We start from the raw sequence: 22,606 nt of genomic DNA, 5'->3' as shown, positions 1-22,606 counted from the left end.
GTCCACGCCTCATCGCTCGGCCGCAGACGCGATCGGGGCGGAGGCGGGGAGGGGCGAACATGCTTCAGACCGAAGACGAGATCCTGGTCCAGGCGCATGGCGCGGTAGCCGCCGCGAATGGCGGTAGCGCCCGCTTGAACGAGTTCATCGCCAGCAGGCTGAAGACCGACGCGCACGAGATCGATCTGGTCATCCCGTTGCCGTTCGAGGGTGCTGTCAAGCACGTCGCCAGTGTCCTCGAACAAGCGGGCCAACGAATCGAGCCACCCCACGCCGAGTCGACCCATACCGATCGCGACGAGGGCCAGCGGATGGTCCGCATCCTCACCGACGGGGGTCCCAAGTACAAGAACCCCGTCGTCGTGACGGCCCTGGTGACCGAGGGCCGAGCCGCGAACTCCGTCGTCAGACTCCGGGCGGCCGCCAAAGAAGGCCTCATCAGGCAGCGCCCAGGCGAGCACACCGCCATGCGCTTCGCGTCCTGGCTCACGATGTGAACGCTGAACGGCTCACTGCCGGACGGCGGCCTCACGCGCCGGAGACGTCCACAAACGTGGGAGAACGATCCCCCAGAACATCGCTGTTCGCGTGTCGCTCCACTCTGCAGCCGCACGGGAAAGTAGCGTTCGAGTTCCCCCCTACGGCAGTCAGGACCGGCCAACAGGGAGGCTCAGCCGTGAAAGGCAAAGTGAAGTGGTTCGACACGGAGGCGCGATACGGGTTCATCGCTCCCGACAACGGAGGCGATGAGGTGTTCGTCCACGACAGCGGCATCAAATTCCCCTGCTCCGGGCTTCTCGAACCCGGCCAGCAGGTCGAATTCGAACTCGTCGAGGCTGACAGGGGCCCGCACGCCCAACGGGTGAGAGTCCTCGAAGAGCAGAGGGGGCAGTGACCCACACCGCACCCCAAACCGAACACGTCGCGCCCAAGCGCCGCCAAGTCGCGCCAGCAAAGTGGTCGCAGCCGATGGGCGAGACGACGACGCACGGGGGCAGGTGTCACAACTGCTCGATGCCGCTGCCCCAGTCCCACGATCACTGAGGCCATTCCAGCGACCATTGGTCACCAGAAAAGCAGCAAACAACGCAGAAGAGACGGACCAGTAGGAGTCACTGTTCCCCAGACATAGACGTGGAGCTCCAGGTAGAAGGCGATGAGGCGATACTCCGCCGGACTACCGCAACAGGCTCCACGTGATCACGACTCGTGCCATCCTCGACGCCGAAAGGGAAGCCGTTCTCTTCGCATTTCTTCATGGAACGCTATTACGAAAAGCCCTCTTCAACACAGGGCTCAGCCAGGGACTTGATCAGGGCTTCGCGATTTTCCGGAGTAGGCATCCGCAGCATTCCTGAATCCTCGCGAGCATCCTCCTCGTCTAAATCGACTCCACTGACGCGGACAACTATCCGCCGCCCCCGATCCGCTTGCGATGGTTTCGGGATCTATATACTGCAACCGAACATGCAACTGCACCCGCCAGACTCATTGTTGGAATTTGCCATAGCTGCGTTTCCAACGAGGGGGCGATAATAAAATAGACGGACAGCAAAGCGCCCCCCACCAGAGCCCCAGCCGCCAGCCCGGCAACGGACTTGGAGTGCGGGACCCCAGATAGGTGCAGGACAAACCAGGACACCCCCATATCCCCGCGAGGGTGGCCAACGGAATAATCCACAACCGGGGGTTCAAGAATGAGAGGATTATTAAGTACCCAAATCCCCCAAAGTGTCACTTGTAACAAGTAACCAGAGGCCAGGTTGACCCCGACCTCTTCGCTCGCAGCTCACCTGTTCTGACATCCAGCCATGTGCAGCGCGGACATTACCGCCAATAGTCCGAAATCGCGGTCGCGAATGCCCTGAGATGAGGGGTTTCACGATCGGTTGGCCAGATCAGGCCAAGCGCCGAGGTCGGAAGCCCGGCGACCGGGGCGAATGTGATGTCGGGCCGGAGGTTGTACTCCGCGGTGGCGCCACACAGCAGCATCGTTCCCCGTCCGGCCGCGATCCGTGTCAGTCCCTCCTGCAGCGTGTGCACACCGTCCTCCTGCGGGATGGGACGGCCGCACGGTGTGGTGTCGGGGTAATAGACCCGCCTCCAGTACCCGGGAGCGGGCTCGGCGAGGGGGATGAGGGAGGTTCGGGCGAGGTCCTCTGCTGTCAGGCGGGTGTGGCGCGCGAATGGGTGGTGCACGGACATAGCGAGGTACTGATGCTGTTCGGAGAACGCCATGCCCAATGTCAGGTCCGGTTCATCGACCGGAAGCATGACCACGGCGGCGTCGACGTCGCCGCTCCGCATGGCACCGAAGGGATCCGAGAGCGGGATCTCCACCAGGTCGATCCGGCGATCGGGATAGTGGTCGTGGAATGCGGTGATGGCCCTGGTGACCTGCGCGTAGATGGTCCCTTGGAACCCGATGCGCATCCGCGACCGCCCGTCGCGTGCTCGGGTGCGCGCCTGTTCGACGGTGGCGGCAAGGGCGTCGTAGGCGGGTCGAAGCGAAGCGGCGAACTCCTCACCGAACTCGGTCAGGCGGACGCGGCGGCTGGTGCGCTCGACGAGACGGGTGCCGATACGCCCCTCGAGCTTGCGCAGCAGCTGGCTGACCCGGCTCTGCGAGATGTAGAGGCGTTCACCGGTCCGGCCGAAGTGCAGCTCCTCGCTGAGAACGAGAAAGCACTCCAGCTCCCGGACCTCCAACCCCCGCATGTGACTGCCCCTCCCCCGGGACCGTGATGCCTGCCCCGGGCGCCGTGGGCCCCGCACCCGCTGAGGCGGCCTGCATAGATAAGCCAGATTCATTGAAGCATGACGAATCGGCTGTTGTTCCGATCGGCTCTCGCCGTTTTGATGATCCGCATGTCCAATTCGTCTGTGCGTCGATCCGCGCCCACAGAGCCCCTCCATCCCTCCCGGGGATGGCCTGCCGTCATCGCCGTGGCCATCGCGACCTTCACGGTCGTCACCTCCGAAATGATGCCGGTGGGCCTGCTGACACCGATCGGTGACGCGCTCAGCGTCAGCGAGGGCACCGCCGGCCTGACGCTGACCATCACGGGCCTGGTCGCGGCCGTGTCAGCGCCATTCGTCCCTCTCGCCATCGGGCGGTCCGACCGACGCGTCGTGTTGGTCGCGCTGATGATGTTGCTGGCCGCCGCGAACCTGCTCGCCGCATGGGCGCCGAACTTCGCCGTCATGGTCGTGGCGCGCGTCCTCATCGGCGTCGGCATGGCAGGCGTCTGGGCACTCGCTGCCGGACTCGCGCCCCGCCTCGTCCCGGCGAGGTCGGTCGGCTCGGCCACGTCCATGATCTTCAGCGGTATCGCGGTGGCATCGGTCCTCGGCGTACCGACGGGCGCCTACATCGGTGCCTTGGTCGGGTGGCGCGCCGCGTTCGTCGCGATCGCGGGTCTGGCCCTACTCGTGGCGGTCGCGCTCGCCGTTCCCCTCCCGAGGCTCACCACCGAGAGGGCGACACGCCTGAGCGGTGTAAAGGGAGTACTCGCCAACCCGAGAGTGACCACCGGGCTCATCATCGCGGCGCTACTCGTCAGCGGCCACTTCGCCGCCTACACCTACATCCGGCCGGTCCTGGAGGAGGTCACCGGCATCGGCGCAGGTCTGATCGGCACGATGTTGCTCATCTACGGCATCGCGGGAATCATGGGCAACTTCGCAGCAGGGCCACGCGCGGTCCATGCTCCGCGCGCCACACTCGTGGTTCTCAGCCTGGGGCTGGGTGCAGCGGTGCTGCTTCTTCCGGAGCTGGGCGGAGCAGCACTCGGCGCCGGGTTCCTGATGATCGTGTGGGGCCTGTCCTACGGCGGTGTGTCGGTGAGCGCCCAGACGTGGATGATGAAGTCAGCGCCTGACGACAGCGAGGCAGTCACCGCCCTCTTCGTCGGTGTCTTCAATGGGAGCATCGCCTTGGGCGCCTTCGTCGGCGGGATAGCGATGGACGGATTCGGCGGTGTCTCGGCCATGTGGTTAGGCGGCGCACTCGCTGTCGTAGCACTGGCCGCGACGCTGGCCGGGCGCGCCCCTGCTCCGGCAGCAGAGTAATGCTGCCCGTTTGAGCCCATGAGGGGGCGGCCGCGATATTGCTGGCCGCCCTTATCTCATTATCGCCCGTCACGAACGCTCAAACCTTGGGATCGTGACAGTCTCCTGCTATTTCTCCCAATGCACGGGGCGGCCGTCGGGGTGGAAATCGTGCCTGGCCAACAGCTCGACACGCCTCCCTTCGCCGAAGTTATTGAGCGTCACGGGCCACCAGGTGATCGCCATAATCAGGAAACTCTGGACGAGCGTTTCCACGATCTTTGGCGCGAAGCCCAGCGTGTATTCGTAGCCCCATGGATCGACACCAGAGGTCATGGTGCCCCATACCGTGAACGGAACCATGATCACCATGAATGGGATAACTGGGGCTAACACCCTCCATGCCATGTTCCTCGCGTGGTACCGATGCCCCGTGAGGTCGTCGCGCGCCCACATGCGGTGGCGAAACGGCACCCGCTTGCCGAAGAAGCGGTAGGCCACCCAGTGCCACAGCGGCGGGAATTCGCGGAGTCGGGTGAGTAGCCCAGCCTTCATCAGGCCCCAGAGCTCGGCTCGCCTCGGCACCGTCTCGTCTGGTTCGCGCTGTCCAGAGCGGTCGCCACGATCTCGTCTCCGTGGCGCTCGCGGTAGTGCCGCGGGTACCACCGCAGCGCCCGGCGCAGTTCCGACTCATAGCGGTCCATGTGCAGTAGGTCTCCCATTCCATGGTTCCGATGCATCGAGCCTGTGGCCACTGTGTGGCCTATGCGGTTCCCGTCGCCGGACGTGGCCCAGCGCTAGGGCCAAGCAGCTGGCGAGCGACGTCAGTCAGCTTGGCCAAGCGATCGGTCTCCGCGGACAGGACCCGGCGACCGTCCTCGGTCAGTCAGTAGTAGCGCCGGTTGCGGCCACGCACCACCTCCTCACCGGCCACCTCCACCAGCCCCTCGGTGTCCAGACGATCGAGCGCACCGTAGAGGGTCCCGGCACCGAGCCTGACCCGGTAATCTGACAGCCTCCGGACAGCGAGACCGGTAAGGCCGGGTCACCCTCGCCCTCGGCAGGGACCGACAGCCGGGGCGACGCCGCAGAATCCGGCGATCAGACGGCCTCGCAGCGCAGCATCGTGACGCGCGGCAACCGCTTTCCAGAGGGCGGCTCCGGCGTCGTGTCCTTCCCTTCGACCACCTTGAACCCGGCAACCGCGAGTTCCTCCCGGATCGCCTCGTCGGACAGGTAGGAGACGGACTCCGACGAGAGGATCCTCCTGGTTCCGCCCTCTCCATCGATGAGTTCCGAGTACATGTTGGTTACCTGGACACCCCGTTGCGGATCCTGAAGGACCGCCAAGACCATGAAGGCGCGATCGCTCTCCCCGGGGAACGGAAAGACGTGGTACGACTCGTCGGCGTCCTCGCTGTCGGGGAAGGGCATGTAGTCGAAGACCAACGAGCCACCAGCCCCAACGTGCCGACGGGCCACCCGCAAGAGGGAGTTCCTCTCCTCGGTCGCGAAAGTGCTGATCGAGAGCCCGCCGATGACGACGGCGTCGAACGACTCACCGAGGTCCATGTCGGTGGCGTCGTCCTCCTTGAACACCGCCTTGCCCGGCACCTCGGGCGCCGAGGATCTCCAGCGCTCACCCGCACCGGCCACCATGTCGGGTGAAGCGTCCACGCCGACCACGTCATGCCCATCGGCCGCCAGACGACGCGCGAAACGCCCGGTCCCACAACACAGGTCGAGGACTCGCCTCGCACGACCGCCGACCCATGTTTTGATCACACCGATGTCGGCTTCGCTGTGCTCGACGAGGCCTCCGTAGACATACCCGTGGAAGCCCTCGTAGATCGGGGTGACAACGGTGTTCGGTATCTTCAGGTCGTAGATGGCTTTGGAGATTCCGAAGAACTCTCCCATGGCTCCTCCACTTCATCGGTAGGGCACAATACGTTTCTCGGACAGGGCTCAGCCTTGGACGGGGCTCAGTCAGGGAATTGGGCGCCGTCGCCCTCGCCATCGACAAGTTCGGCGACAAACACCAGATAGTCGAGCAGCGACTCGTCCCACACGTGGTAGCAAGCGGCGTCGTGGGCATGGAGGAGTACGCGCAGGGTCGCCGCCATTCCCGTCAATCGCCGATCGATCGGTCGTGCGTAGCCCACCTTGAGCTGTCGGGCGGTCTCCGCCACGATCGCCGTGGGAAGGCACATCCGCCCATGGGCCTCAAGCATGCGCAGCTCGGCGAATTCCCCGAGTATCCACCCCAGATCCAGTTCGGGAGCCCCCTGGCTCAGCTCCTCACCGGTGAGCAGGACGTGGTGCTTGTGGCGCACGGGAGAGGGAACGAGGCAGCCCAGGCTCGGTGCCCCGTGGAGGAGTACCGAACCATCGCCATTGGCCAGCAGTTCCCCGATCCACCCCTGGGCCACCGATAGGCGCTTCTCACCCAGGATCCGCACCGCCTCCGTGAACAGCCGGGAGGAGTCGCCGACCGCTGTCCCCTTATTCCGCAGCCAATCCTCCAGTCGGGCGATCCCCGGCGGGGAGGCGCGGACCGGGACGTTGACGGGGGAATCGTGCAGTGCCCGCAGGGCCTGGCCGACACCGCTGACAGCCGCGTGCAGTGTCCTCCGCGCCTCTGCGTCATCGGAGAAGACCAGGTAGAACGCGGGGGTTTGCCCCGGGGCCTCGTATCGCAGCCACCCACCGTCCTCGCGAGGGACGACGAGACGTGTCGGGCACTCCCCCTGCAGCCCCAGATTCTCCACACCGGCCAGGGAGTTGACCCCGCTACCGCTCGGGTGATCGGCGCCGTTACGAACCAACCACGCGAAGTGCCGGTAGTCGGTCCGCACGATCCGGGTCCGGGTGAGCCGTGTCCCATAGTCGGACACGATGACCTCACTCATGCGTCACTCGTCCTTCCCTCATCAAGCTGCGCACAGTACATCGCGTCCAACGCCGCAAGGATCTTGGGAAGCGGCGCCACTCCACCCCAGTCACCATCGCGTTCGGCTAGTTCCGGAGGTTGCTCGGGCATGGCCACATGAACATTGGGTCGGCTCCGGAGCTCCGCCACGTGCCGAGCCATCACGTGTCCCTTCAAGGCCCCGGGCGGCGGCGACAGCGCCACCCCGATGGGAGCCTCCGTACACTGCAAGGCCAGGAGCGAGGGACTGTCCCCCATGCCGAGCGCCAGCCGCGCCGTGTAGTTCAGGCTCGCAGGATGGACGACGACCGCGTCGGGCCAGGACGCCAGCTCGACGTGGAGAGGACGCGGCGAAGGCTCGTCCGGCCAGGCGTCGGCGGGAACCTCGCGTCGGGTCAGAGCCGCCAGCACATCACGACGCACGAAGCGTTCCGCGCCGCGCGTCACGATGATCCTCAACTCGACATCCGGATGCGTCATACGCATCCAGTTCAGCCAGAAGGGAGACATCGCGATAGCGATCGATCCGCTTCCGACGATGAGGAGTCTGCGGAGGGACAGCCGGGACGCCGGACTGGTCATCCTTCCGCCCCCTCGAAGGCGCGGACGACCTCATTGACATCCGCCAGACCGGCCACGATGCCCTCGGTATGGACGACTCCGGCCGGGTTGAGCACGACCTCGTCGACCCCCGACGCATGGAGCCGACGGATCGCCGATACGATCCGTTCGGGTGTCCCCGACATGACGACCCCCGAGCCGATCAATCGCTCTGCTGCGGCCAACGGGTCGTGGGGGTCGATGGAGATCCCCGCCTTCTCCAGCACGTGTCCGTAGTGCGCCTGTTTGATGTGGGTGGTGATCGTCGGGGCGATCGCCCGGGGACAGTCCCTGCCTGCCCTCTCCACAACGAAGTGAGCGATGGTGACCAGCCTCGGCGGCCGATCCCTTTCTCGGCTCGCTTCCCTGATCCGGGGGACGATGGCCTCGCGGAGATAGCGCGGAGGCGACAGAAATGTGACGGCCGCATCCGCCCAGCGGCCGGCGACGCCGGCCATTCCCGGACGCAGCACCCCGAGGCCGATTTCTGCGCCCGGCGATTCGGCGGGAAGGAGGCGGCCGTGCATGTGAAAGTGTGTGCCTTCCTCTGCGAGGGCCTCACCGCGGAGAAGCGCGCGCACGATCCTGACATATTCGGAGGCGACCGCGAGCGGCGAGGAATAGGGGGCTCCATGAAGCCCGGCGACGAACTCGGGCGTCGCCGTCCCGAGCCCGATCACCGGCGCGTGTCCGGTCAAAAGAGCCAGTGATCGGGCGTGCAGGGCCGTCTCGTAGGGGTGCCGCAAGGGTAGGAGGCTCACTCCAAGGCCGATTGGGACCTTCGTCCCCATGCCGACCGAGGCCGCGATGAGATGGCCTGAGTCAACTTTGAGGGACTGGCCGGTCCACAACCGGTGCAGCGGCGTGTCCCGTACCGTCTCGGCGAAACGGTGGAAGGTCGTCGGCTCCTCGGCCATGTAGGGATAGAAGAGCGAGACCCGCCTATAGTTCGACAGCGATTCCATGGTGCCTGTTCTGTGTCCTGACGTTCGGGAGTGGGGCATCGAATCCCTCACCACTGACCGGCACAGGTCATGTACGCCCTCCTCCGCGCCCACAGCAGTAGGGAAATCGTGCCCACAGCCCACCAGAGGAGGTCGATCCACCAGGCCCCGAGTCCGTTGGGGAGCGCCATCGGCCCTGCGGCGACCAGGAGCCCGATGAGGCCGGAGGCGTGCCAGGAGATGATCTGCAGGGGCGCGGTGTTGCCGAACGGAGTCTCGACGCCGAGCGAGAGGTGGTCGGGCAGGTCACCGCGGTAGACACCAGCCAGGGCCCCGGCGACCGCCGTCGGAATGATGAGCGCCGTACGGACGACGACCTCGGTGGAGCAGCCCGCAATGAGAAGCACCGGTGCGATCACCGCCATTACCGTGGCCAAGCAGACGATCGGGACGATGGCGTGCTGCAGCGGCAGGGCGCCGATGTGATACGGCACCCGGAGATAGCGTGTGCGCCTCGGATCGGCCGCTTCCATGCGGGCATTGGGCAGTAGCCGGGAAGCCGCCGCGTACAGCAAGATCGACGGCGCGAGTGCGACAGCGATGGCGAGTGCCTGCGGGAAGTCCCCGTCGATATGGGCCGCGATGGCCGCACACCAGCCGAGCCCACACGCACGCGTAAGCGTGGATGGTGCGCGCAGCAGGCCCAGCACGTCGCGCCATACGACGAGAAGCCTGGCGTCGCGTGGTGGTCGCAAGCGAATGCGGGCGCGAGGCACGGCTCCGCTTCGCTCGTTCACCATCGTCTGGAACCACGTGGAATCCGTCAGCCAGACTCCGGATTTCAGGCTCGATGCCATCGCCGCACGCTCGCGCAGGGAGCGCATCGGGACCTGTGCCAACGAGCGCGCCACCAGGGCCGCCACGCCGATTCCCACGACGGCCAGGGCTGCGAGCGCGGACCACGGTTCTGCCCCGGGTGCTCCGGCTACCTCGGCGAACGGCTGTACAGCCCACGACCACGGCGCACTCCACAGCGCCGCAGCGGCGACGGGGGCCGGGAGTAGCCCGAACCACACCAGGCCGCCCCCGCCGAGGAGAAGGACCTGGAGCAGGGCATGCCATGGCCTGAGCTTCGCCGCTGGCCCGGCCCCCCGCACGACCGTCCACGCACCGCATGCGCTGCTCAATATCCCGATGAGGAAACCGGCACAGGCGACCTGCAGCAGGGCGACAGCGGCCGCCGCTCCCTCCGGCGCGCCCAGAACCGTACGCCACAGCAGGACAAGAGCTAGCGGTCCCACCGCCGTCCCCGCCGCGCCCCGCAGAGCGACCGACCGAACCAGAGCAGCGCCGAGCAGGGGCGACCGGTCGATCGGAAGTGGAAGGACCCAGTCGATCACGGGCGCGCTGAGCTGGATCGGCCCCCGGACGGTGGCCTCGCGCACCGAACTCCACAGCAGGGCGAGGACGGCCGAGGCCAGGAGGAGGGAGACGGCCACGGCTCGCGAGACGGGCCACGGCGCCACATCGAGTGGCGCGCGGACCACCTCGACGCAGGACATGATGACCGGTGGAATGGTCAGTACCGCGACAAACGCCACCACGTAGGCGGTGTAGGCGACGTCGCCTCGTCGCTGGAGAAGGGCGCTGCGGCGATGGCGGCGCAACAGCTGGAGAACTTCACCGGCGGACGTGGCGTCACCTCCCGTCGAGATTCCCCGCAGCGTCGTCGGGCTCACTCGGCCCCCTCGCTGCCGACCGGACCACCGCCACCGAAGTCCACGACACGATCGCCCAGCGCCTCGACAAGCGGGCGGTGGTGCGTCGCGACCAGGAGTCCCGTCCCCTCCAGCTTCTTCTGCACGAGTTCTTCTCCCAGCCAGGACCTGGCGTCCTCGTCCAGATGTCGCTCCGGCTCGTCGAGGATCATCAGGTCGGGGCTCGGCGGCACGAGCATCGAGGCGATGAGCAGCAGCTGCTGCAGTCCCTTACTGAGCTGGCGGGGGCTGAGATCCCCATGGAGCGAGAGTCGGCACCGCGCGAGGACCGCGTCCACACGGCGTGCCGCTTTATTGCCCAGCCCGTGGCCGACCGCGATGAGTTCCAGGTGTTCACGGACTGACAGATCGGGGAAGAACGCGAGCTCGTCCAGCACGAACACGCGGCGTCGGAAGTCCGGCGAATCCTGCTGGGGCTCCCCGCCGAGTACGTTCACGGATCCCGAGTCATAGGTTTCAAGTCCAGCAGCCACACGCAGCATCGTCGATTTCCCGCACCCGTTCGGTCCGATGAGCACGACGCTTTCACCGGGGCCGACCTCCAGGTCGATCGGACCGATCGCGTGGTTGGGTCCGTAGTGCCGTACGACCCCTTTGAGCCGGATCACCCTGGCCCCTTCGTCTTTCACAGATCCCCCGCAACTGCGATGGCTGGTAGGCCGCCCAATAGCCGCCGCCCTCAGGCGCACTGCAGCAGCCGCAACCAGTGGTCAGGTCCGTTGACTTCGTTCTCTGCGATGAACGGACGATCCGGGTCGACGCCCGCCGACCGCAGCTCCTCCGCGATCGCCGATTCGAGCCGATTCCTCTTCCTCGCAGATTTCAGGATTCCGGTGGCCACGGCCCTCGCTCGGTGTTGGCCGAAGCTCAGGGGGCGTCCACCGTCCCCCGTCGCCCCGGGTTCGCTGGCGACCCCGATCCCCCGAGCCGCCGCATACGCGAATTCCGAGACCTGCTCACCCACACCTTCAACTCCGGTCAACCGCAGAGTCAGCGGGCGGACCAGCGGCCACTCCGCACGGTCCAGATAGACCACGATGCCGTCACGGCGTGGGTAGAGTTCCGCGCTCGACAGGATCTTGGCACGGTAGCGCGCACCGCAGTCCTCCAGAAGTGCGAGCGCGGCCGCCCAAACGCCCTCAGCGGTCGTGGCGTCGCTCAGATGCAGGTAGATCCGGGCGATCGCCCCACCACGTGGTGCGCCGCGTGATCCGTCGACCAGGAGGAATCCCGGGGACAGCGCCGGACGGATGGCGGGCAGACTCACCACACGCAGTCCGCCGGCCGAGGGCTCACGGTCGTCGAGATTGTCCGCTCCGACAACGATGCGCAGGCCGTCGACCTCAATGAGCAGCTGCCGACCGCTCAGGCCCAGAACACGGGTGGCGACGCGGGTGAAGCGGTGGGGGATGGCGGAGACCAGTTCACGCTCCAGCCACGGTGTGCGTAGTCGGACATCGGCGTCTCTGTCGACAGGCTCACCGGAGTGGAGCGCCCTGTAGATGGTTCTTGCCAGCTTCCGTTCGAGCTCGGTTCTGGTCCCACCGGAGAGGGTGGTCCCGAATATGGAACAGGACGTCCCGTCACGGTCGAGCGAGACTTCTCCGAGGGCATCCATTATTCGTTCGGTCCCCAGGGCAGCCCTCACCATCTCACCCTCCCACCCCAAAAACGCGACCGTGGACGTGCGGAGCCAGGAGCGCCGAACGGCCGATCCCCATGACGGCGCGCAATGTCGCAGGAAGGTGCACGCTCTTCTGCGCGCTGGCAACGACCCGATCGATGAGGTGCCATCCCGCATAGGCGACCGCTCGCCTCGAGAACTCCCTGTCATGGGGAGAGCGCGCCGAGAAGTAAGCATCCCAGAAGGAGGCGAGAACCGGAGCCTCCGCCTCGACCTCCCGCTCCCCCGCTTCGAGAATCCGGCGGCGGAATGGCTCACCCGAACGGTCAGCTCCTTCCACAACGTCGGCGTCCTCGAAGATTCTCAGCAGTGCCCGAAAGATGACGTCACCAACGAATGCTCCGACATCACGCGCGGGGTCACCGCTCCGGAACTCCTCCCAATCGATGATGTGCACGGTTCCGTTGACGACAAGGAATTGATCCAGTCGTACGTCGCCGTGGATCGGAGCAGCCGCTGCCAGCTCCTCACCTCGTCTCAGGCCGGTGAGGGCTGCCAAGAGCTTGTCATCCCTCTGCAACAACCCGAAGAGCTGAAGTTCCGCCCCGCTGGATTCCGCATACATCGAGACCGGAAGAACCTTCAACCGGTCGACCGGAGGGAGCGGAGGCCGGCTGGTGTCGACCTGTATCTCCCGCGGAATATTCCACGAATGCAGGGAAGCGAGCGCCTCGCCGCACGAGCCCGCGACTTTCTCGGAGATACGGACCTCTGCGTCGGATCCTCCCACAGCCTCAGCAGCGCCCAGCCATTCGTAGGCGATGACCCCGGCCTCCTCTGCGACTCCGAGGAGGACCGGTGTGCGCACGGGCGATCCTGCCGCCCGTTCCGCACGGTGGAAGTCCAGCATCCTGCAGAGCCGCGCCTCGCCCTCTTGGGATCCCCCTGATATCCGTTTGACAAAGACACGATCTTCCGCCGCGTTCACGGCCACGTAGGAGTAGTTCCTGCCCTTTCCCGTCAGGGTGAGTTCGACTGGGACACCGAACCCGATATCCTCCAGAAGACTACGTGCACCCGAATCCGAATCAGAGTAATGTTCGCCTGCGCTGCGAATCGCGACCATCAGCTGCCTAGCCGGTAGGGCGCACGCACGAGGCGGAATTCATCTCGTTTCGCGCGTGCGCCGGAATCATGATTATCCGGCCATCAACACTTGAAGACAACCGTCGCCGCAACGCTCTCCGTGCACGGAACCGAAGAAGTCGTCGTCGTCCACGTAGCGGCTTCAGGCGCCAGGTCTTCCTTCAACGCACCGGAAACCTCGTCGCTGGTCGTATAAGCCTCGAAGCCACCGATCAGATCCTGCGATGACATACGCTTCCCCCGTCCACTTCGACTGGAATTACTTAATACAGTACAGCGGGTCCGAAAAATGGACGGCAGAGCCCGCGAGTGGCCCAAGAGAACCATCAGGACTCCACCCACGGAAGCAGGACAACCTCCCGAGAAGGGAAATTTCGCCCAAAACCACCATTTACCGAACACTGACGGCAAACAGTAGCACCAAGGAAACTTCCCGACAAAGAGATATTTCTACTTATTTTTAACAAATGTAACAGTTTGCCCGAAGTAAAGTATAGATAAGTTTCTCCGCAAAGGGGCCCTGGCCTCCCGCTCAGCGCCCCTCGCCCGAACATTCGATTACGGCTCCCGCCAAGCGGGTATGCCGACACGTTCTCCGGTTCCGGAACTTCTCAGAGCCGCCTCGATGACCTCTAGGCCGTGCACCACCTCATGCGGCTCCACTGGGATCGGCTCCCCCTCGGCGACCGCGTCGCGGAGGGCCGCGTAGAACGCCGGGTAGTCGCCGCGTTCGGACGGCACCGGGCGCAGGTCGCCCTCGGCACCGATGCGGCCCCATGCCGACTCGGGCTCGACGCCCCAGTCGGCGGAGTCCGGGCGCTGCCCCTCCCCGAGTCGCGCCTCCTGCCCGTCCAGGCCGTCGATTGTGAACGCCGCGCGGTCGCCGAGCACCCGGAAGCGTGGGCCGAGCTGGGCACTGAGCGCGCTCATCCAGAGGTGCGATCGAACGCCGCGGACGTGGGTCAGTGCCAGGAAGGAGTCGTCATCGGCGGTGACGCCGTCGCGGCGGGCGTCGAGTTCGGCGTAGACGGAGGCCACCGGGCCGAAGAGATTGATCGCCTGGTCGATGAGGTGGGGACCGAGGTCGTACAGGATCCCGGCTCCGTCGTCGGCCCCACCGCGCTCGCGCCACGTCGCCTTGGCCGTCGGCCGCCACCGCTCGAACCGGGACTCGAAGCGGTGCACCTGGCCCAGCTCTCCCTCCTCGATCAGTTTCCACAAGGTCAGGAAGTCACTGTCCCAGCGTCGGTTCTGGTAGACGGTGAGAACCTGATCGAGCCGCTGCGCCTCCTCGGTGAGTTGGCGCGCATCGTCGGCGGTGAGCGCGAACGGCTTGTCGACCACAACGGCCATCCCGGCCTTGAGAGCGGCGCGGGCGAGCGGCACGTGGGTGGCGTTCGGGGTGGTGATGACGGCGATCTCGAACTCGCCACTGCGCTGCCACAGCTCTTCGACGGAGTCGATCACGGCCGCGTGCGGGTACCGAGCGCGTACAGCGGCCTGCCGCCCGGGGTTGCCCGTCACCACCGCGGAGACCCGCAGCCCGGGAGTGGCATCGACCAGCGGCGCGTGGAACACTTCCCCGCCCTTGCCGTATCCGATGACGGCGACATGCAGTTCTGGTTCGGCACCGTTCGCAGAGCTCATGATCCTCACGCTATCCATCCGCGATACCCGGGTTCACCGACCGCCTGCCCCGAGTGGCGAGGACGTTCGGCTCTACACGCGGCATACGCGAGCGCGGCGGCGATCTCGACGCCTGCGGCCGCGGCGAGGGCGCCGCTCAGGGACCATGTCGCCAGCGGACCGGCGAGCGCTGATCCGATGGCGAACCCGGTGATCTTGAAACTCGCCCCGGTCGTGAAGATCTGGCTGCGGAGGTGCTCCGGAGCCTCCCGGTGGCGGATCGCGATCAGCGCGGTCAACTGCGGGCCATCGGCCGCACCGGCGACCACTGCGGCCGTGATGAGGAGTGGTGCCGCGTACCCGGCTGCTTCGATGGCGGGGTGCACGGCCGCCGCCGCTGTACAGAAGGCGGTAGCGAGCATGACCGTGCTGAGCCAAAGCATCCTGTCCGGCGCACCGGCGCCCCCGGGTCGTCGCGCGAGGCACGCGTTGGCGACGAGCGCCGCCCCCGCCACCACGGCAAGCAGCAGGGCACCATGGCGAGCATCGCCGAACACACGCTCGGCGACCAACGGGCAGTACACGACGAACATACCGACGCCGACGTACGAGACCGTCGATGTCGCCGTCCCGCGGAGCAGTGGACGCCTCCGCACGATCGCGCGGAGCCCGGAAACGAGGTCACCGGTGACGCTGCGGCGCTGGGGCGGCGTGCGTAGGGCAGGCGGCCCGTGTGATTCGGGCAGCGTCCATGCTGCGGGGAGGGCCAGCGCGATGAGTGCGATCGACGCGGCCACCGCCGTGGCGGCTCCTGCCATCCAGGCGACCAAGCCCGCTGCGGCAGGACCGGCAAGGCTGGCCAGAGTCAGCTTCTCGGACCTAAAGGACCGAGCTTGCGAGTAAACGTTCCCACTGGCTGTGAGGCGCTCCCCGCGTCTTACCCGCGAACCTCAGGGTTCGCGGGTGGGACGTGTGACGTCCGCCCCGCATCCCACACAACACCACCACGACAAGCGATGTTGCGGGAAGCATTCCGGTCCGCGTGCGCAACGACGCCGCATCCCCGGCAAATAAAGGTCCCCTGGTCAACACGGCTGCGCTTGTCGACGTGATCGCACTCAGCACATGTCTGCGACGTGTAAGCAGGGTCGACGAACACCAGCGGCACACCAGCACGGCGCGCCTTGTAGGTGATGAACTCGCCGAGCTGGGCGAACGCCCAGGAATGCAGCGCGACCCGTTGGGGCTTGCGGAGCCGTACCCTCTGCCGGATCCCCGTGAGTTCTTCCAGGGCGACCCCGCGCGAGGTGCGTTCAGCCTCGGCCACGATGCGTTTCGATATGACGTGGTTGGTGTCCTTGGCGCGCCGCTGCTCTTTGCGTGCACGCCGTTTGAGCAGGCGCTTAGCGGACTTGGTTCCCTTAGCTTGGAGTTTGGCGCGTAGCCGCTGTTCCCGTCGCCGGTACCGGTTCAGCTTCCGACCTGCGGCCGTGTATCCGCTCGACGTCGTGGCGATGTTGGCAATACCGAGGTCAACCCCGATGAAACCGTCCGGATCATAGACCTCGGCGTCGAAGACTTCCAGGGATACGGCCAGGTAGAACATGCCGTCGCGCAACACCAGGTCGGATTCCCCGCGCTTGTGCTCTGCCAGCATCTTCAACGCGTCCGGTGAGCAGACGAACGGCACATCCTTCATGCGCCCGTTCAGGGTCCATAGCGAGATGGTCTGTGCATCCACCGCGAACGATAGGTTGCGCTGGTCATATGAGTGAGCCGCGTCGATTCGGAACGTGATCGGCCTGGACTCCACACGCTTTCGACGCTGGGAACCCAGCTTGCCGTAGTTCCCCGCCTTCACGTTCGCCCTCAATGTCGCGTAGGCGTCGGCAACCTTCTTGATGACGTGCTGTGCGGCTTGCGATCCGATACCGGCGGACCGTACCTCGGCATAGACCAGACGGCGCAACGCGTAGTTGCGGAACGCCCGCTCGCTGAACGCGACATCGGAGACCCGGTTGGCCTGCTGGTTGAGCGCGTGCAGGGTCGACTCAAGCACCGTCGCCTGGTCAGGCGATGGTTTCAGCTTGAGTTGGACGACCATCTTCACGCGCGTGATCGTACCATTAGGTCTATGTCACCTCGTTGGGAACCAGACCCGGACGTGCGGCGTGGACGCAGCGTCGTATACAATCTTCACGCGCATTTGGTCTTCACTCCGAAGTACCGGCGCGGCGTCTTCGATGAGGCCATGCTCACGGTGTGCGAAAACGCTATGCGCAAGGTGTGCGAGGACTTCGGAGCGGAGCTTGCCGAGTTCAACGGCGAGCGCGACCACGTGCACCTGTTGGTGCACTACCCGCCAAAGGTCGCCCTATCGACGCTGGTGAACAGCCTCAAAGGGGTGTCGTCGCGCCGGTTGCGCTCGGAGTTCACCGGGAGGGTGAACCGCGTGAGCATGAGCGGCCGGTTCTGGTCGCCGTCGTACTTCGTCGCCTCGTGTGGGGGTGCGCCGCTGTCGATCGTGCGCGACTACATCGAGAACCAGAAACGCGGCCGACACGCCTCGGCATCCACAAGCTCGGCGGCCACGATGTCTTTTCCTTGACATGGAGCTTCGGGTCGCCCGACGGACGCGCAACGTTCCACGTCGAGAAGGACGACACTGGGGAACCGCTGCTGGTGTGGCGCAGGATTGGAGACCACACCATCTATAAGAGCCCTTGACGCGCGCCGATGGGCCGTCGGCCGGGGTTGGCTCCGGCCGACGGCCCATCCTTCATGCCGCTCGGGAACCGGCCGCGGCGCAACGCGCACCGCACACTTGCCGTCTTGCTCGCGTCGCGCTGATATCGCTCCCACAGAATTCGGAACAGAACGCCAGACAGAACCTCATCAGCGTGTTCGCCTAGCACCACTTCTGCCCATTCAGGGAAGCCGTTCGCGAGGTGGTGGTCCCGGGCAGCCAGGTCGGCCCGGAAGCACCGCACTGCTCGAAGACGTCGGACACGCCGTACGGGCGAGCATCAAAGGCTCGGCCAACCGTGCCGCGAAACACGAGAAATGGTGGGCGCTGTCCCTCGAGTCGACCGCCCCCTCGCCCGCCACGATCCTGCCACCTGCCGCCCTACAAGCCAGGCGGGGAGAGCAACCGTCCGCCCCAGGAGTCGTGGTGAGGCCGCTCACCGAAACCAACGGGGCCGTTGGCTGACGTGTCAGCCAACGGCCCCCTTCCGCATGGCGGCCGACCTCTTAGGCGGCCACCGCCGTCGCCCCGCTGTGGGCCGGTTCCAGTGCCAGGTCGAGGACCTCGCGGACGTCGCTCACCGGGTGGACGGTGAGCTGCTCCAGCACGTCGGCCGGAACGTCGTCCAGGTCGGGCTCGTTGCGTGACGGGATCAGCACCGTGGTGAGGCCTGCACGGTGGGCGGCCAGCAGTTTCTGCTTCACGCCGCCGATCGGCAGCACCCGCCCGGTCAGCGACACCTCACCGGTCATCCCCACGTCCGAGCGCGCGGGGCGGCCCGACAGCAGCGACGCCAGCGCGGTCGTCATGGTGACACCCGCGCTCGGGCCGTCCTTCGGGATCGCGCCCGCCGGGACGTGGATGTGGACGCCGCGCTCCTTCAGGTCGCCCACCGGCAGCTCCAGCTCCGCGCCGCGCGAGCGCAGGTAGGAGAGGGCGATCTGGGCGGACTCCTGCATCACCTCGCCGAGCTGGCCGGTCAGGGTCAGCCCGCTGCCCCCGGCCTCGGCGTCGGCCAGCGAGGCCTCGACGAAGAGCACGTCGCCGCCGACCCCCGTCACCGCGAGGCCGGTGGCCACGCCCGGGACGGTGGTCCGGTCCGCCGACTCCGGTGTGTGCTTCGGACGGCCGATGTACCCGGCCAGGTCCTCGGCACGCACCGCCACCGGGAGCTCCCGCTCGCCCAGCGCCACTCCCGCTGCGACCTTGCGCAGCACCCGGGCGATGGTGCGCTCCAGCCCGCGGACGCCCGCCTCCCGCGTGTACTCGGCGGCGATGCTACGCAGCGCGTCCTCGCCGAAGTCGACGTCGGAGGCGTCCATGCCCGCCCGCTCCAGCTGGCGCGGGAGCAGGTGGTCCCGGGCGATGGTGACCTTCTCGTCCTCGGTGTAGCCGTCGAGCTCGACCAGTTCCATCCGGTCCAGCAGCGGGCCGGGGATGGTCTCCAGCGCGTTGGCGGTGGCCAGGAAGACGACGTCGGACAGGTCCAGGTCGACTTCCAGGTAGTGGTCGCGGAAGGTGTGGTTCTGCGCCGGGTCCAGCACCTCCAGCAGAGCGGCCGTGGGGTCGCCGCGGAAGTCGCTGCCGACCTTGTCGACCTCGTCGAGCAGCACGACCGGGTTCATCGAGCCGGACTCCTTGATGGCCCGGACGATGCGGCCCGGCAGGGCGCCGACGTAGGTGCGGCGGTGGCCGCGGATCTCGGCCTCGTCGCGGACGCCGCCCAGCGCGACACGGGTGAACTTCCGCCCCATGGAGCGCGCGACAGACTCTCCCAGCGACGTCTTACCGACGCCGGGCGGGCCGACGAGGGCGAGCACGGCGCCGCTGCGCCGCCCGCCGATCACGCCGAGGCCCTTGTCCTCGCGGCGCTTGCGCACCGCCAGGTACTCGACGATGCGCTCCTTGACGTCGTCGAGGCCGGCGTGGTCGGCGTCAAGGACGTCGCGTGCTCCGGCGATGTCGTAGGCGTCGTCGGTGCGCTCGTTCCACGGCATGTCGAGGATCGTGTCGAGCCAGGTGCGGATCCAGCCGGACTCCGGCGAGGAGTCGCCGGCCCGCTCCAGCTTGTCGACCTCGTCGAGCGCGGCCTTGCGCACGTGCTCGGGCAGGTCGGCGGCCTCGACGCGCTCGCGGTAGTCCTCTTCCTCGCTGCCCGGCTTGCCGGACAGCTCGTTGAGCTCCTTGCGGATCGCCTCCATCTGGCGGCGCAGCAGGAACTCGCGCTGCTGCTTCTCCACGCCCTCCTGGACGTCGGCGTCGATGGTCTCGGCGACGTCGAGTTCGGCGAGGTACTCGCGGGTCCACTCGCTGAGCAGGCGCAGCCGCTCGGCGACGTCGTAGGTCTGCAGCAGTTCCAGCTTCTGCTCGGTCTTCAGGAACGGGGAGTAGCCGCCGCGGTCGGCCAGCTTGCCCGGGTCGTCCAGCTGCTGGATGCCGTCGAGGATCTGCCAGGCGCCGCGCTTCTGCAGGTAGGTGGTGAGAAGCGCCTTGTACTCGCGGGCCGCCTCGGTGATCTTGCCGGGGTAGCCGCCCTCGGGCACCTCCTCGTGGTGGGTGTCGACCGACACCCACAGGGCGGCGCCGGGACCGGTGGTCCCGCTACCGACACGGGCGCGCGCGATTCCGCGCAGCACGGCCGCGGGTTCGCCTTCGGGGGTGCGGCCGACCTGTTCGATGACGGCGACGGTGCCGACACCGGCGTAGGAGCCGTCGATGCGCGGCACGATCAGCACCCGCGGCTTGTTGTTTCCCTTGCTCCCCTGCGACGTCACGCCGGGAACCTTCGCCCCCTGGTCGTCTCCGGCCTCGGCGGCCTCGATGGCGGCACGGACGTCGGACTCGGAAATGTCCACTGGCACGACCATGCCAGGCAGGACCACGTCGCCGTCGAGGGGGAGCACGGGCAACGTCACGCTGGACTGGGCTTCACTCATCGGACCCTCCTTGTTGAGTCACTAACACTCAATAAAAAAGAGTCGGGGTTTGTTCCCCTCGCCGCGTTCGCCGTGAGCGATCGCGATCGAAGGCGCCCCACCCCCTTGACGCCCCCTCCCCTGAGGCACATAATCAACCTATAAGTTGAACAACCGAGAGGTTGAATAGGACATGGCAGAAGATCAGCTCAGCCTGACGTTCGCCGCACTGGCCGACCCCACCCGGCGGGAGATCCTGGCCCACCTGGCTGAGGGCGAGGCGACGGTCAACGAACTGGCCGAGCCCTTCTCCGTCAGCCTCCAAGCGATCTCCAAACACCTGAAGGTGCTCGAACGCGCGGGCCTCATCAGCCGGGGCCGCAACGCCCAGTGGCGGCCGTGCCGCCTGGAGGCGGCGCCGTTGCAGTCGGCCTCCGACTGGATCGAGAGCTATCGGGCCGGTTGGGAAGAGCGGTTCGACCGCCTCGACCAGGAGATCGAGAACCTCCAGCACCGCATGGAGGCCAACCGCGAGAACCAACGACAGGATCACCAGGGCCAAGGGGATGAGAACGATGGCCGATAAGACCAACACGACCGACAAGACCGAACTCATCGTCGAACCGGGGCACCACGACATCGTCGTCACCCGCGTCTTCGACTCTCCGCGCGACGTGGTCTACCAGGCATTCACCGACCCGGACCTGATCCCCAAGTGGTGGGGACCCGCGCAGTACGAAACGACCGTCGACCGTGCCGAGGTCCGGCCGGGCGGGGTGTGGCGCTATATCAGCCGCGACGAGAACGGCACCGAATACGCCTTCAAGGGCGTCTACCACGACCTCGTCGCCCCGGAAAGCATCGTCTCCACCTTCGAATTCGAAGGCGTGCCAGGCCACGTGGAACTCGACACCGCCACCTTCGAGGAGATCGACGGCGGCAAGAGGACCAAGTACACCAGCGTCTCCGTCTTCCAATCCGTCGAAGACCGCGACGCCATGGTCGCCTCCGGTATGGAATCCGGCCTCCGCGAGACCCTGAACCGCTTCGCCGACATCGTCGAGCGCGCTGGCGCCGACCACTAGCCACTACGGCACAACCCACGCCCGTAGCACACTCCTGGCCATCGGCGGCCGCGTCACCGCGGTACGCCGTTGGCCAGGACGAGCGCCTGTGCGACCCGCCCAACGGCCCCGACCGCCGCACGGCCTCGCCGCGGAGACGTGTCCTGCCGTGCCCCTCTCACCCGGCGGCGTCAGGAACGAGATCGTTGAACCGGTCATCGACGTAGTCCGCCATCACCGGCGCGTCGGGAATCTCCCCGGCGTCGGCGAACGCGTCGGCCAGGTCCTGTTCGGAAGCGATCAACTCCTTGTCGATGGCCCTCGGTGTGGGGGAACGCCGCTCGGCGGCGATGCGGGTGACCTCTTCGGGCAAGCCGGTGTGTTTGGACCACGCCTTCGCGTAGGCGTCAGGGTGGGCCGCGCTCCACAGCACCGCGCGGTGGATCCGTCCCAGGTAGTCCTCCAGCGCCGCCTCTCTCGTCGGATCCTCCACCGCGTCGACCGCGGCGACCTGGAAGGTGAAGGTGTTGCTGTACCCCTCGGCGTTGACCAGGATCTTCGCGTCCGCACGGTCCTCGGCTTGGGCGATGTAGGGGTCCCATGCCGCCCAGGCGTCGGCCTGCCGCTCGGAGAAGGCCGCCAGCGCGTCGGCGGGCTGCACGTAGTTGACGTCGACGTCGTCGAAGCCGAGTCCTTCGGCCTCCAGGACCCCCAGCAGCTGACCGTGGGCGGAACTGCCCTTGGTTACGGCGATGGAGCGTCCCGCCAGATCCTCGGGGCTGTCGATGTCGGAGTCGGTCGGCACGACGATCGAGGTACCGTCCGGCGACGACGCGAAGGCGGCGACGATCCGCATGTCAGAGCCCGCGGCCGCGGCGAAGACCGGAGGCGTGTTACCGACCTGGCCGATGTCGACCGCGCCGGCGTGCACGGCCTCCAACAGCGGCGGGCCGGAGGTGAAGGTGGACCATTCGATCGTGTACGGGACATCGTCGAGTTCCCCGGCCGCGTCGAGCAGCGTCTGGGCTCCGTCGATCTGATCGCCCACCCTGAGCACCACGTCACCGACGTCGTTGGCGCCGCCGTCGCCCGCTGAACAACCCGCCCCGAGGAGCAGCACTGCGAGGACGGCCGACAGGGCGGCGGTGGGCGCGGACGCGTTGCTGGTCATCGGTGGGGTC

23 protein-coding genes are annotated in these 22,606 nt (G+C 66.7%); 6 read left to right on the top strand and 17 right to left on the bottom strand.

All coding sequences use genetic code 11. The annotated features are described in order from the left end of the window. Nucleotides 1-59: 59 nt before the first annotated feature. Entirely contained in the window at nt 60-497 is a 438-nt protein-coding gene (locus tag CDO52_RS08655) for a hypothetical protein (protein ID WP_017617404.1), read from the top strand. A gap of 179 nt (nt 498-676) precedes the next feature. Continuing rightward, nucleotides 677-895 carry a cold-shock protein gene (locus CDO52_RS08650; protein WP_026125538.1) on the top strand — a complete coding sequence of 73 codons (219 nt, stop codon included), beginning with the start codon at nt 677-679 and terminating at the stop codon, nt 893-895. Nucleotides 896-1,827: 932 nt separating this feature from the next. On the opposite strand, the gene CDO52_RS08645 is transcribed toward CDO52_RS08650, so the two are convergent. Beyond that, entirely contained in the window at nt 1,828-2,718 is an 891-nt protein-coding gene (locus CDO52_RS08645) for a LysR family transcriptional regulator (protein WP_017617402.1), read from the bottom strand. A gap of 228 nt (nt 2,719-2,946) precedes the next feature. Here CDO52_RS08645 and CDO52_RS08640 point away from each other — a divergent pair, with 228 nt between their 5' ends. Then, the gene (locus CDO52_RS08640; RefSeq protein ID WP_017617401.1) at nt 2,947-4,071 is read left to right on the top strand and encodes an MFS transporter; all 1,125 of its coding nucleotides are present in this window, start codon (nt 2,947-2,949) and stop codon (nt 4,069-4,071) included. A 108-nt stretch (nt 4,072-4,179) separates the two neighbouring features. Here the strand turns inward: CDO52_RS08640 and CDO52_RS08635 are convergent, their stop codons facing one another. The 14 genes from CDO52_RS08635 to CDO52_RS08575 all read right to left on the bottom strand — a co-directional run bounded on the left by CDO52_RS08635 (nt 4,180) and on the right by CDO52_RS08575 (nt 16,804). After that, a complete protein-coding gene (locus tag CDO52_RS08635; protein ID WP_152471518.1) occupies nt 4,180-4,551 on the bottom strand; it encodes a hypothetical protein in 372 nt (123 codons plus the stop codon). A 53-nt stretch (nt 4,552-4,604) separates the two neighbouring features. Beyond that, nucleotides 4,605-4,772 carry a hypothetical protein gene (locus CDO52_RS27335; RefSeq protein WP_017617399.1) on the bottom strand — a complete coding sequence of 56 codons (168 nt, stop codon included), beginning with the start codon at nt 4,770-4,772 and terminating at the stop codon, nt 4,605-4,607. Nucleotides 4,773-4,936: 164 nt separating this feature from the next. Then, the gene (locus CDO52_RS29075; protein ID WP_083919732.1) at nt 4,937-5,065 is read right to left on the bottom strand and encodes a PadR family transcriptional regulator; all 129 of its coding nucleotides are present in this window, start codon (nt 5,063-5,065) and stop codon (nt 4,937-4,939) included. 86 nt (nt 5,066-5,151) lie between these two features. Then, nucleotides 5,152-5,970, bottom strand: coding sequence for a class I SAM-dependent methyltransferase (locus CDO52_RS08625; protein WP_017617398.1), 819 nt, complete (start codon nt 5,968-5,970; stop codon nt 5,152-5,154). A gap of 65 nt (nt 5,971-6,035) precedes the next feature. Further along, nucleotides 6,036-6,962 carry a hypothetical protein gene (locus CDO52_RS08620; protein WP_017617397.1) on the bottom strand — a complete coding sequence of 309 codons (927 nt, stop codon included), beginning with the start codon at nt 6,960-6,962 and terminating at the stop codon, nt 6,036-6,038. Next, nucleotides 6,959-7,564, bottom strand: coding sequence for a flavoprotein (locus CDO52_RS08615; protein WP_017617396.1), 606 nt, complete (start codon nt 7,562-7,564; stop codon nt 6,959-6,961). The genes CDO52_RS08620 and CDO52_RS08615 overlap by 4 nt, the downstream gene beginning before the upstream one ends. Further along, complete coding sequence (locus tag CDO52_RS08610; RefSeq protein ID WP_017617395.1) at nt 7,561-8,547, bottom strand: LLM class flavin-dependent oxidoreductase; 987 nt, start codon at nt 8,545-8,547, stop codon at nt 7,561-7,563. The genes CDO52_RS08615 and CDO52_RS08610 overlap by 4 nt, the downstream gene beginning before the upstream one ends. A gap of 47 nt (nt 8,548-8,594) precedes the next feature. Next, nucleotides 8,595-10,265, bottom strand: coding sequence for a hypothetical protein (locus tag CDO52_RS08605; RefSeq protein ID WP_017617394.1), 1,671 nt, complete (start codon nt 10,263-10,265; stop codon nt 8,595-8,597). Next, complete coding sequence (locus CDO52_RS08600) at nt 10,262-10,912, bottom strand: ATP-binding cassette domain-containing protein (protein WP_017617393.1); 651 nt, start codon at nt 10,910-10,912, stop codon at nt 10,262-10,264. Before CDO52_RS08600 ends, CDO52_RS08605 begins: the two co-directional genes overlap by 4 nt. 71 nt (nt 10,913-10,983) lie before the next feature. Beyond that, entirely contained in the window at nt 10,984-11,922 is a 939-nt protein-coding gene (locus CDO52_RS08595; RefSeq protein ID WP_017617392.1) for a T3SS effector HopA1 family protein, read from the bottom strand. A 34-nt stretch (nt 11,923-11,956) separates the two neighbouring features. Further along, on the bottom strand, nt 11,957-13,054 hold the full coding sequence (gene lxmK, locus CDO52_RS08590) for a class V lanthionine synthetase subunit LxmK (protein ID WP_083919728.1): 1,098 nt from the start codon (nt 13,052-13,054) through the stop codon (nt 11,957-11,959). A 578-nt stretch (nt 13,055-13,632) separates the two neighbouring features. Further along, nucleotides 13,633-14,721, bottom strand: a complete 1,089-nt coding sequence (locus CDO52_RS08585; RefSeq protein ID WP_033299403.1) for a Gfo/Idh/MocA family oxidoreductase — start codon at nt 14,719-14,721, stop codon at nt 13,633-13,635. Nucleotides 14,722-14,726: 5 nt separating this feature from the next. Continuing rightward, nucleotides 14,727-15,518 (bottom strand): MFS transporter, encoded by a 792-nt coding sequence (locus CDO52_RS08580; RefSeq protein WP_157745497.1) that lies wholly within the window; start codon nt 15,516-15,518, stop codon nt 14,727-14,729. A gap of 119 nt (nt 15,519-15,637) precedes the next feature. Then, a complete protein-coding gene (locus tag CDO52_RS08575; RefSeq protein ID WP_033299399.1) occupies nt 15,638-16,804 on the bottom strand; it encodes an RNA-guided endonuclease InsQ/TnpB family protein in 1,167 nt (388 codons plus the stop codon). Between the two features lie 30 nt (nt 16,805-16,834). Here CDO52_RS08575 and tnpA point away from each other — a divergent pair, with 30 nt between their 5' ends. Beyond that, a complete protein-coding gene (tnpA, locus tag CDO52_RS08570; protein WP_083919727.1) occupies nt 16,835-17,308 on the top strand; it encodes an IS200/IS605 family transposase in 474 nt (157 codons plus the stop codon). A 644-nt stretch (nt 17,309-17,952) separates the two neighbouring features. Here the strand turns inward: tnpA and lon are convergent. Further along, the gene (gene lon, locus CDO52_RS08565; RefSeq protein WP_017617386.1) at nt 17,953-20,382 is read right to left on the bottom strand and encodes an endopeptidase La; all 2,430 of its coding nucleotides are present in this window, start codon (nt 20,380-20,382) and stop codon (nt 17,953-17,955) included. Nucleotides 20,383-20,554: 172 nt separating this feature from the next. On the opposite strand from lon, the gene CDO52_RS08560 reads away from it, so the two are divergent. Both CDO52_RS08560 and CDO52_RS08555 read left to right on the top strand, forming a co-directional pair. Further along, nucleotides 20,555-20,947, top strand: coding sequence for an ArsR/SmtB family transcription factor (locus CDO52_RS08560; protein ID WP_017617385.1), 393 nt, complete (start codon nt 20,555-20,557; stop codon nt 20,945-20,947). Next, entirely contained in the window at nt 20,937-21,446 is a 510-nt protein-coding gene (locus tag CDO52_RS08555; RefSeq protein ID WP_017617384.1) for an SRPBCC family protein, read from the top strand. Before CDO52_RS08560 ends, CDO52_RS08555 begins: the two co-directional genes overlap by 11 nt. A 157-nt stretch (nt 21,447-21,603) precedes the next feature. Here the strand turns inward: CDO52_RS08555 and CDO52_RS08550 are convergent, their stop codons facing one another. Further along, nucleotides 21,604-22,596: an ABC transporter substrate-binding protein gene (locus CDO52_RS08550; RefSeq protein ID WP_017617383.1), complete on the bottom strand. Its 993-nt coding sequence runs from the start codon at nt 22,594-22,596 to the stop codon at nt 21,604-21,606. Nucleotides 22,597-22,606: the final 10 nt, after the last annotated feature.

Source organism: Nocardiopsis gilva YIM 90087, assembly GCF_002263495.1.
In the GTDB taxonomy this organism is placed as follows: Bacteria; Actinomycetota; Actinomycetes; order Streptosporangiales; family Streptosporangiaceae; genus Nocardiopsis_C; species Nocardiopsis_C gilva.
Note: the sequence above shows the minus strand (reverse complement) of the source record. Positions and strands in the feature narration are given on the sequence as shown.

Excerpts from the sequence above, each read along its gene's own strand:
- CDO52_RS08655 (WP_017617404.1), top strand. The coding sequence starts at position 60 with ATGCTTCAGACCGAAGACGAGATCCTGGTCCAGGCGCATGGCGCGGTA.
- CDO52_RS08645 (WP_017617402.1), bottom strand. The coding sequence starts at position 2,718 with ATGCGGGGGTTGGAGGTCCGGGAGCTGGAGTGCTTTCTCGTTCTCAGC.
- CDO52_RS27335 (WP_017617399.1), bottom strand. The coding sequence starts at position 4,772 with ATGGGAGACCTACTGCACATGGACCGCTATGAGTCGGAACTGCGCCGG.
- CDO52_RS08625 (WP_017617398.1), bottom strand. The coding sequence starts at position 5,970 with ATGGGAGAGTTCTTCGGAATCTCCAAAGCCATCTACGACCTGAAGATA.
- CDO52_RS08620 (WP_017617397.1), bottom strand. The coding sequence starts at position 6,962 with ATGAGTGAGGTCATCGTGTCCGACTATGGGACACGGCTCACCCGGACC.
- CDO52_RS08615 (WP_017617396.1), bottom strand. The coding sequence starts at position 7,564 with ATGACCAGTCCGGCGTCCCGGCTGTCCCTCCGCAGACTCCTCATCGTC.
- CDO52_RS08610 (WP_017617395.1), bottom strand. The coding sequence starts at position 8,547 with ATGGAATCGCTGTCGAACTATAGGCGGGTCTCGCTCTTCTATCCCTAC.
- CDO52_RS08595 (WP_017617392.1), bottom strand. The coding sequence starts at position 11,922 with ATGGATGCCCTCGGAGAAGTCTCGCTCGACCGTGACGGGACGTCCTGT.
- lxmK (WP_083919728.1), bottom strand. The coding sequence starts at position 13,054 with ATGGTCGCGATTCGCAGCGCAGGCGAACATTACTCTGATTCGGATTCG.
- CDO52_RS08585 (WP_033299403.1), bottom strand. The coding sequence starts at position 14,721 with ATGAGCTCTGCGAACGGTGCCGAACCAGAACTGCATGTCGCCGTCATC.
- CDO52_RS08580 (WP_157745497.1), bottom strand. The coding sequence starts at position 15,518 with ATGGCAGGAGCCGCCACGGCGGTGGCCGCGTCGATCGCACTCATCGCG.
- CDO52_RS08575 (WP_033299399.1), bottom strand. The coding sequence starts at position 16,804 with ATGGTCGTCCAACTCAAGCTGAAACCATCGCCTGACCAGGCGACGGTG.
- tnpA (WP_083919727.1), top strand. The coding sequence starts at position 16,835 with ATGTCACCTCGTTGGGAACCAGACCCGGACGTGCGGCGTGGACGCAGC.
- lon (WP_017617386.1), bottom strand. The coding sequence starts at position 20,382 with ATGAGTGAAGCCCAGTCCAGCGTGACGTTGCCCGTGCTCCCCCTCGAC.
- CDO52_RS08560 (WP_017617385.1), top strand. The coding sequence starts at position 20,555 with ATGGCAGAAGATCAGCTCAGCCTGACGTTCGCCGCACTGGCCGACCCC.
- CDO52_RS08555 (WP_017617384.1), top strand. The coding sequence starts at position 20,937 with ATGGCCGATAAGACCAACACGACCGACAAGACCGAACTCATCGTCGAA.
- CDO52_RS08550 (WP_017617383.1), bottom strand. The coding sequence starts at position 22,596 with ATGACCAGCAACGCGTCCGCGCCCACCGCCGCCCTGTCGGCCGTCCTC.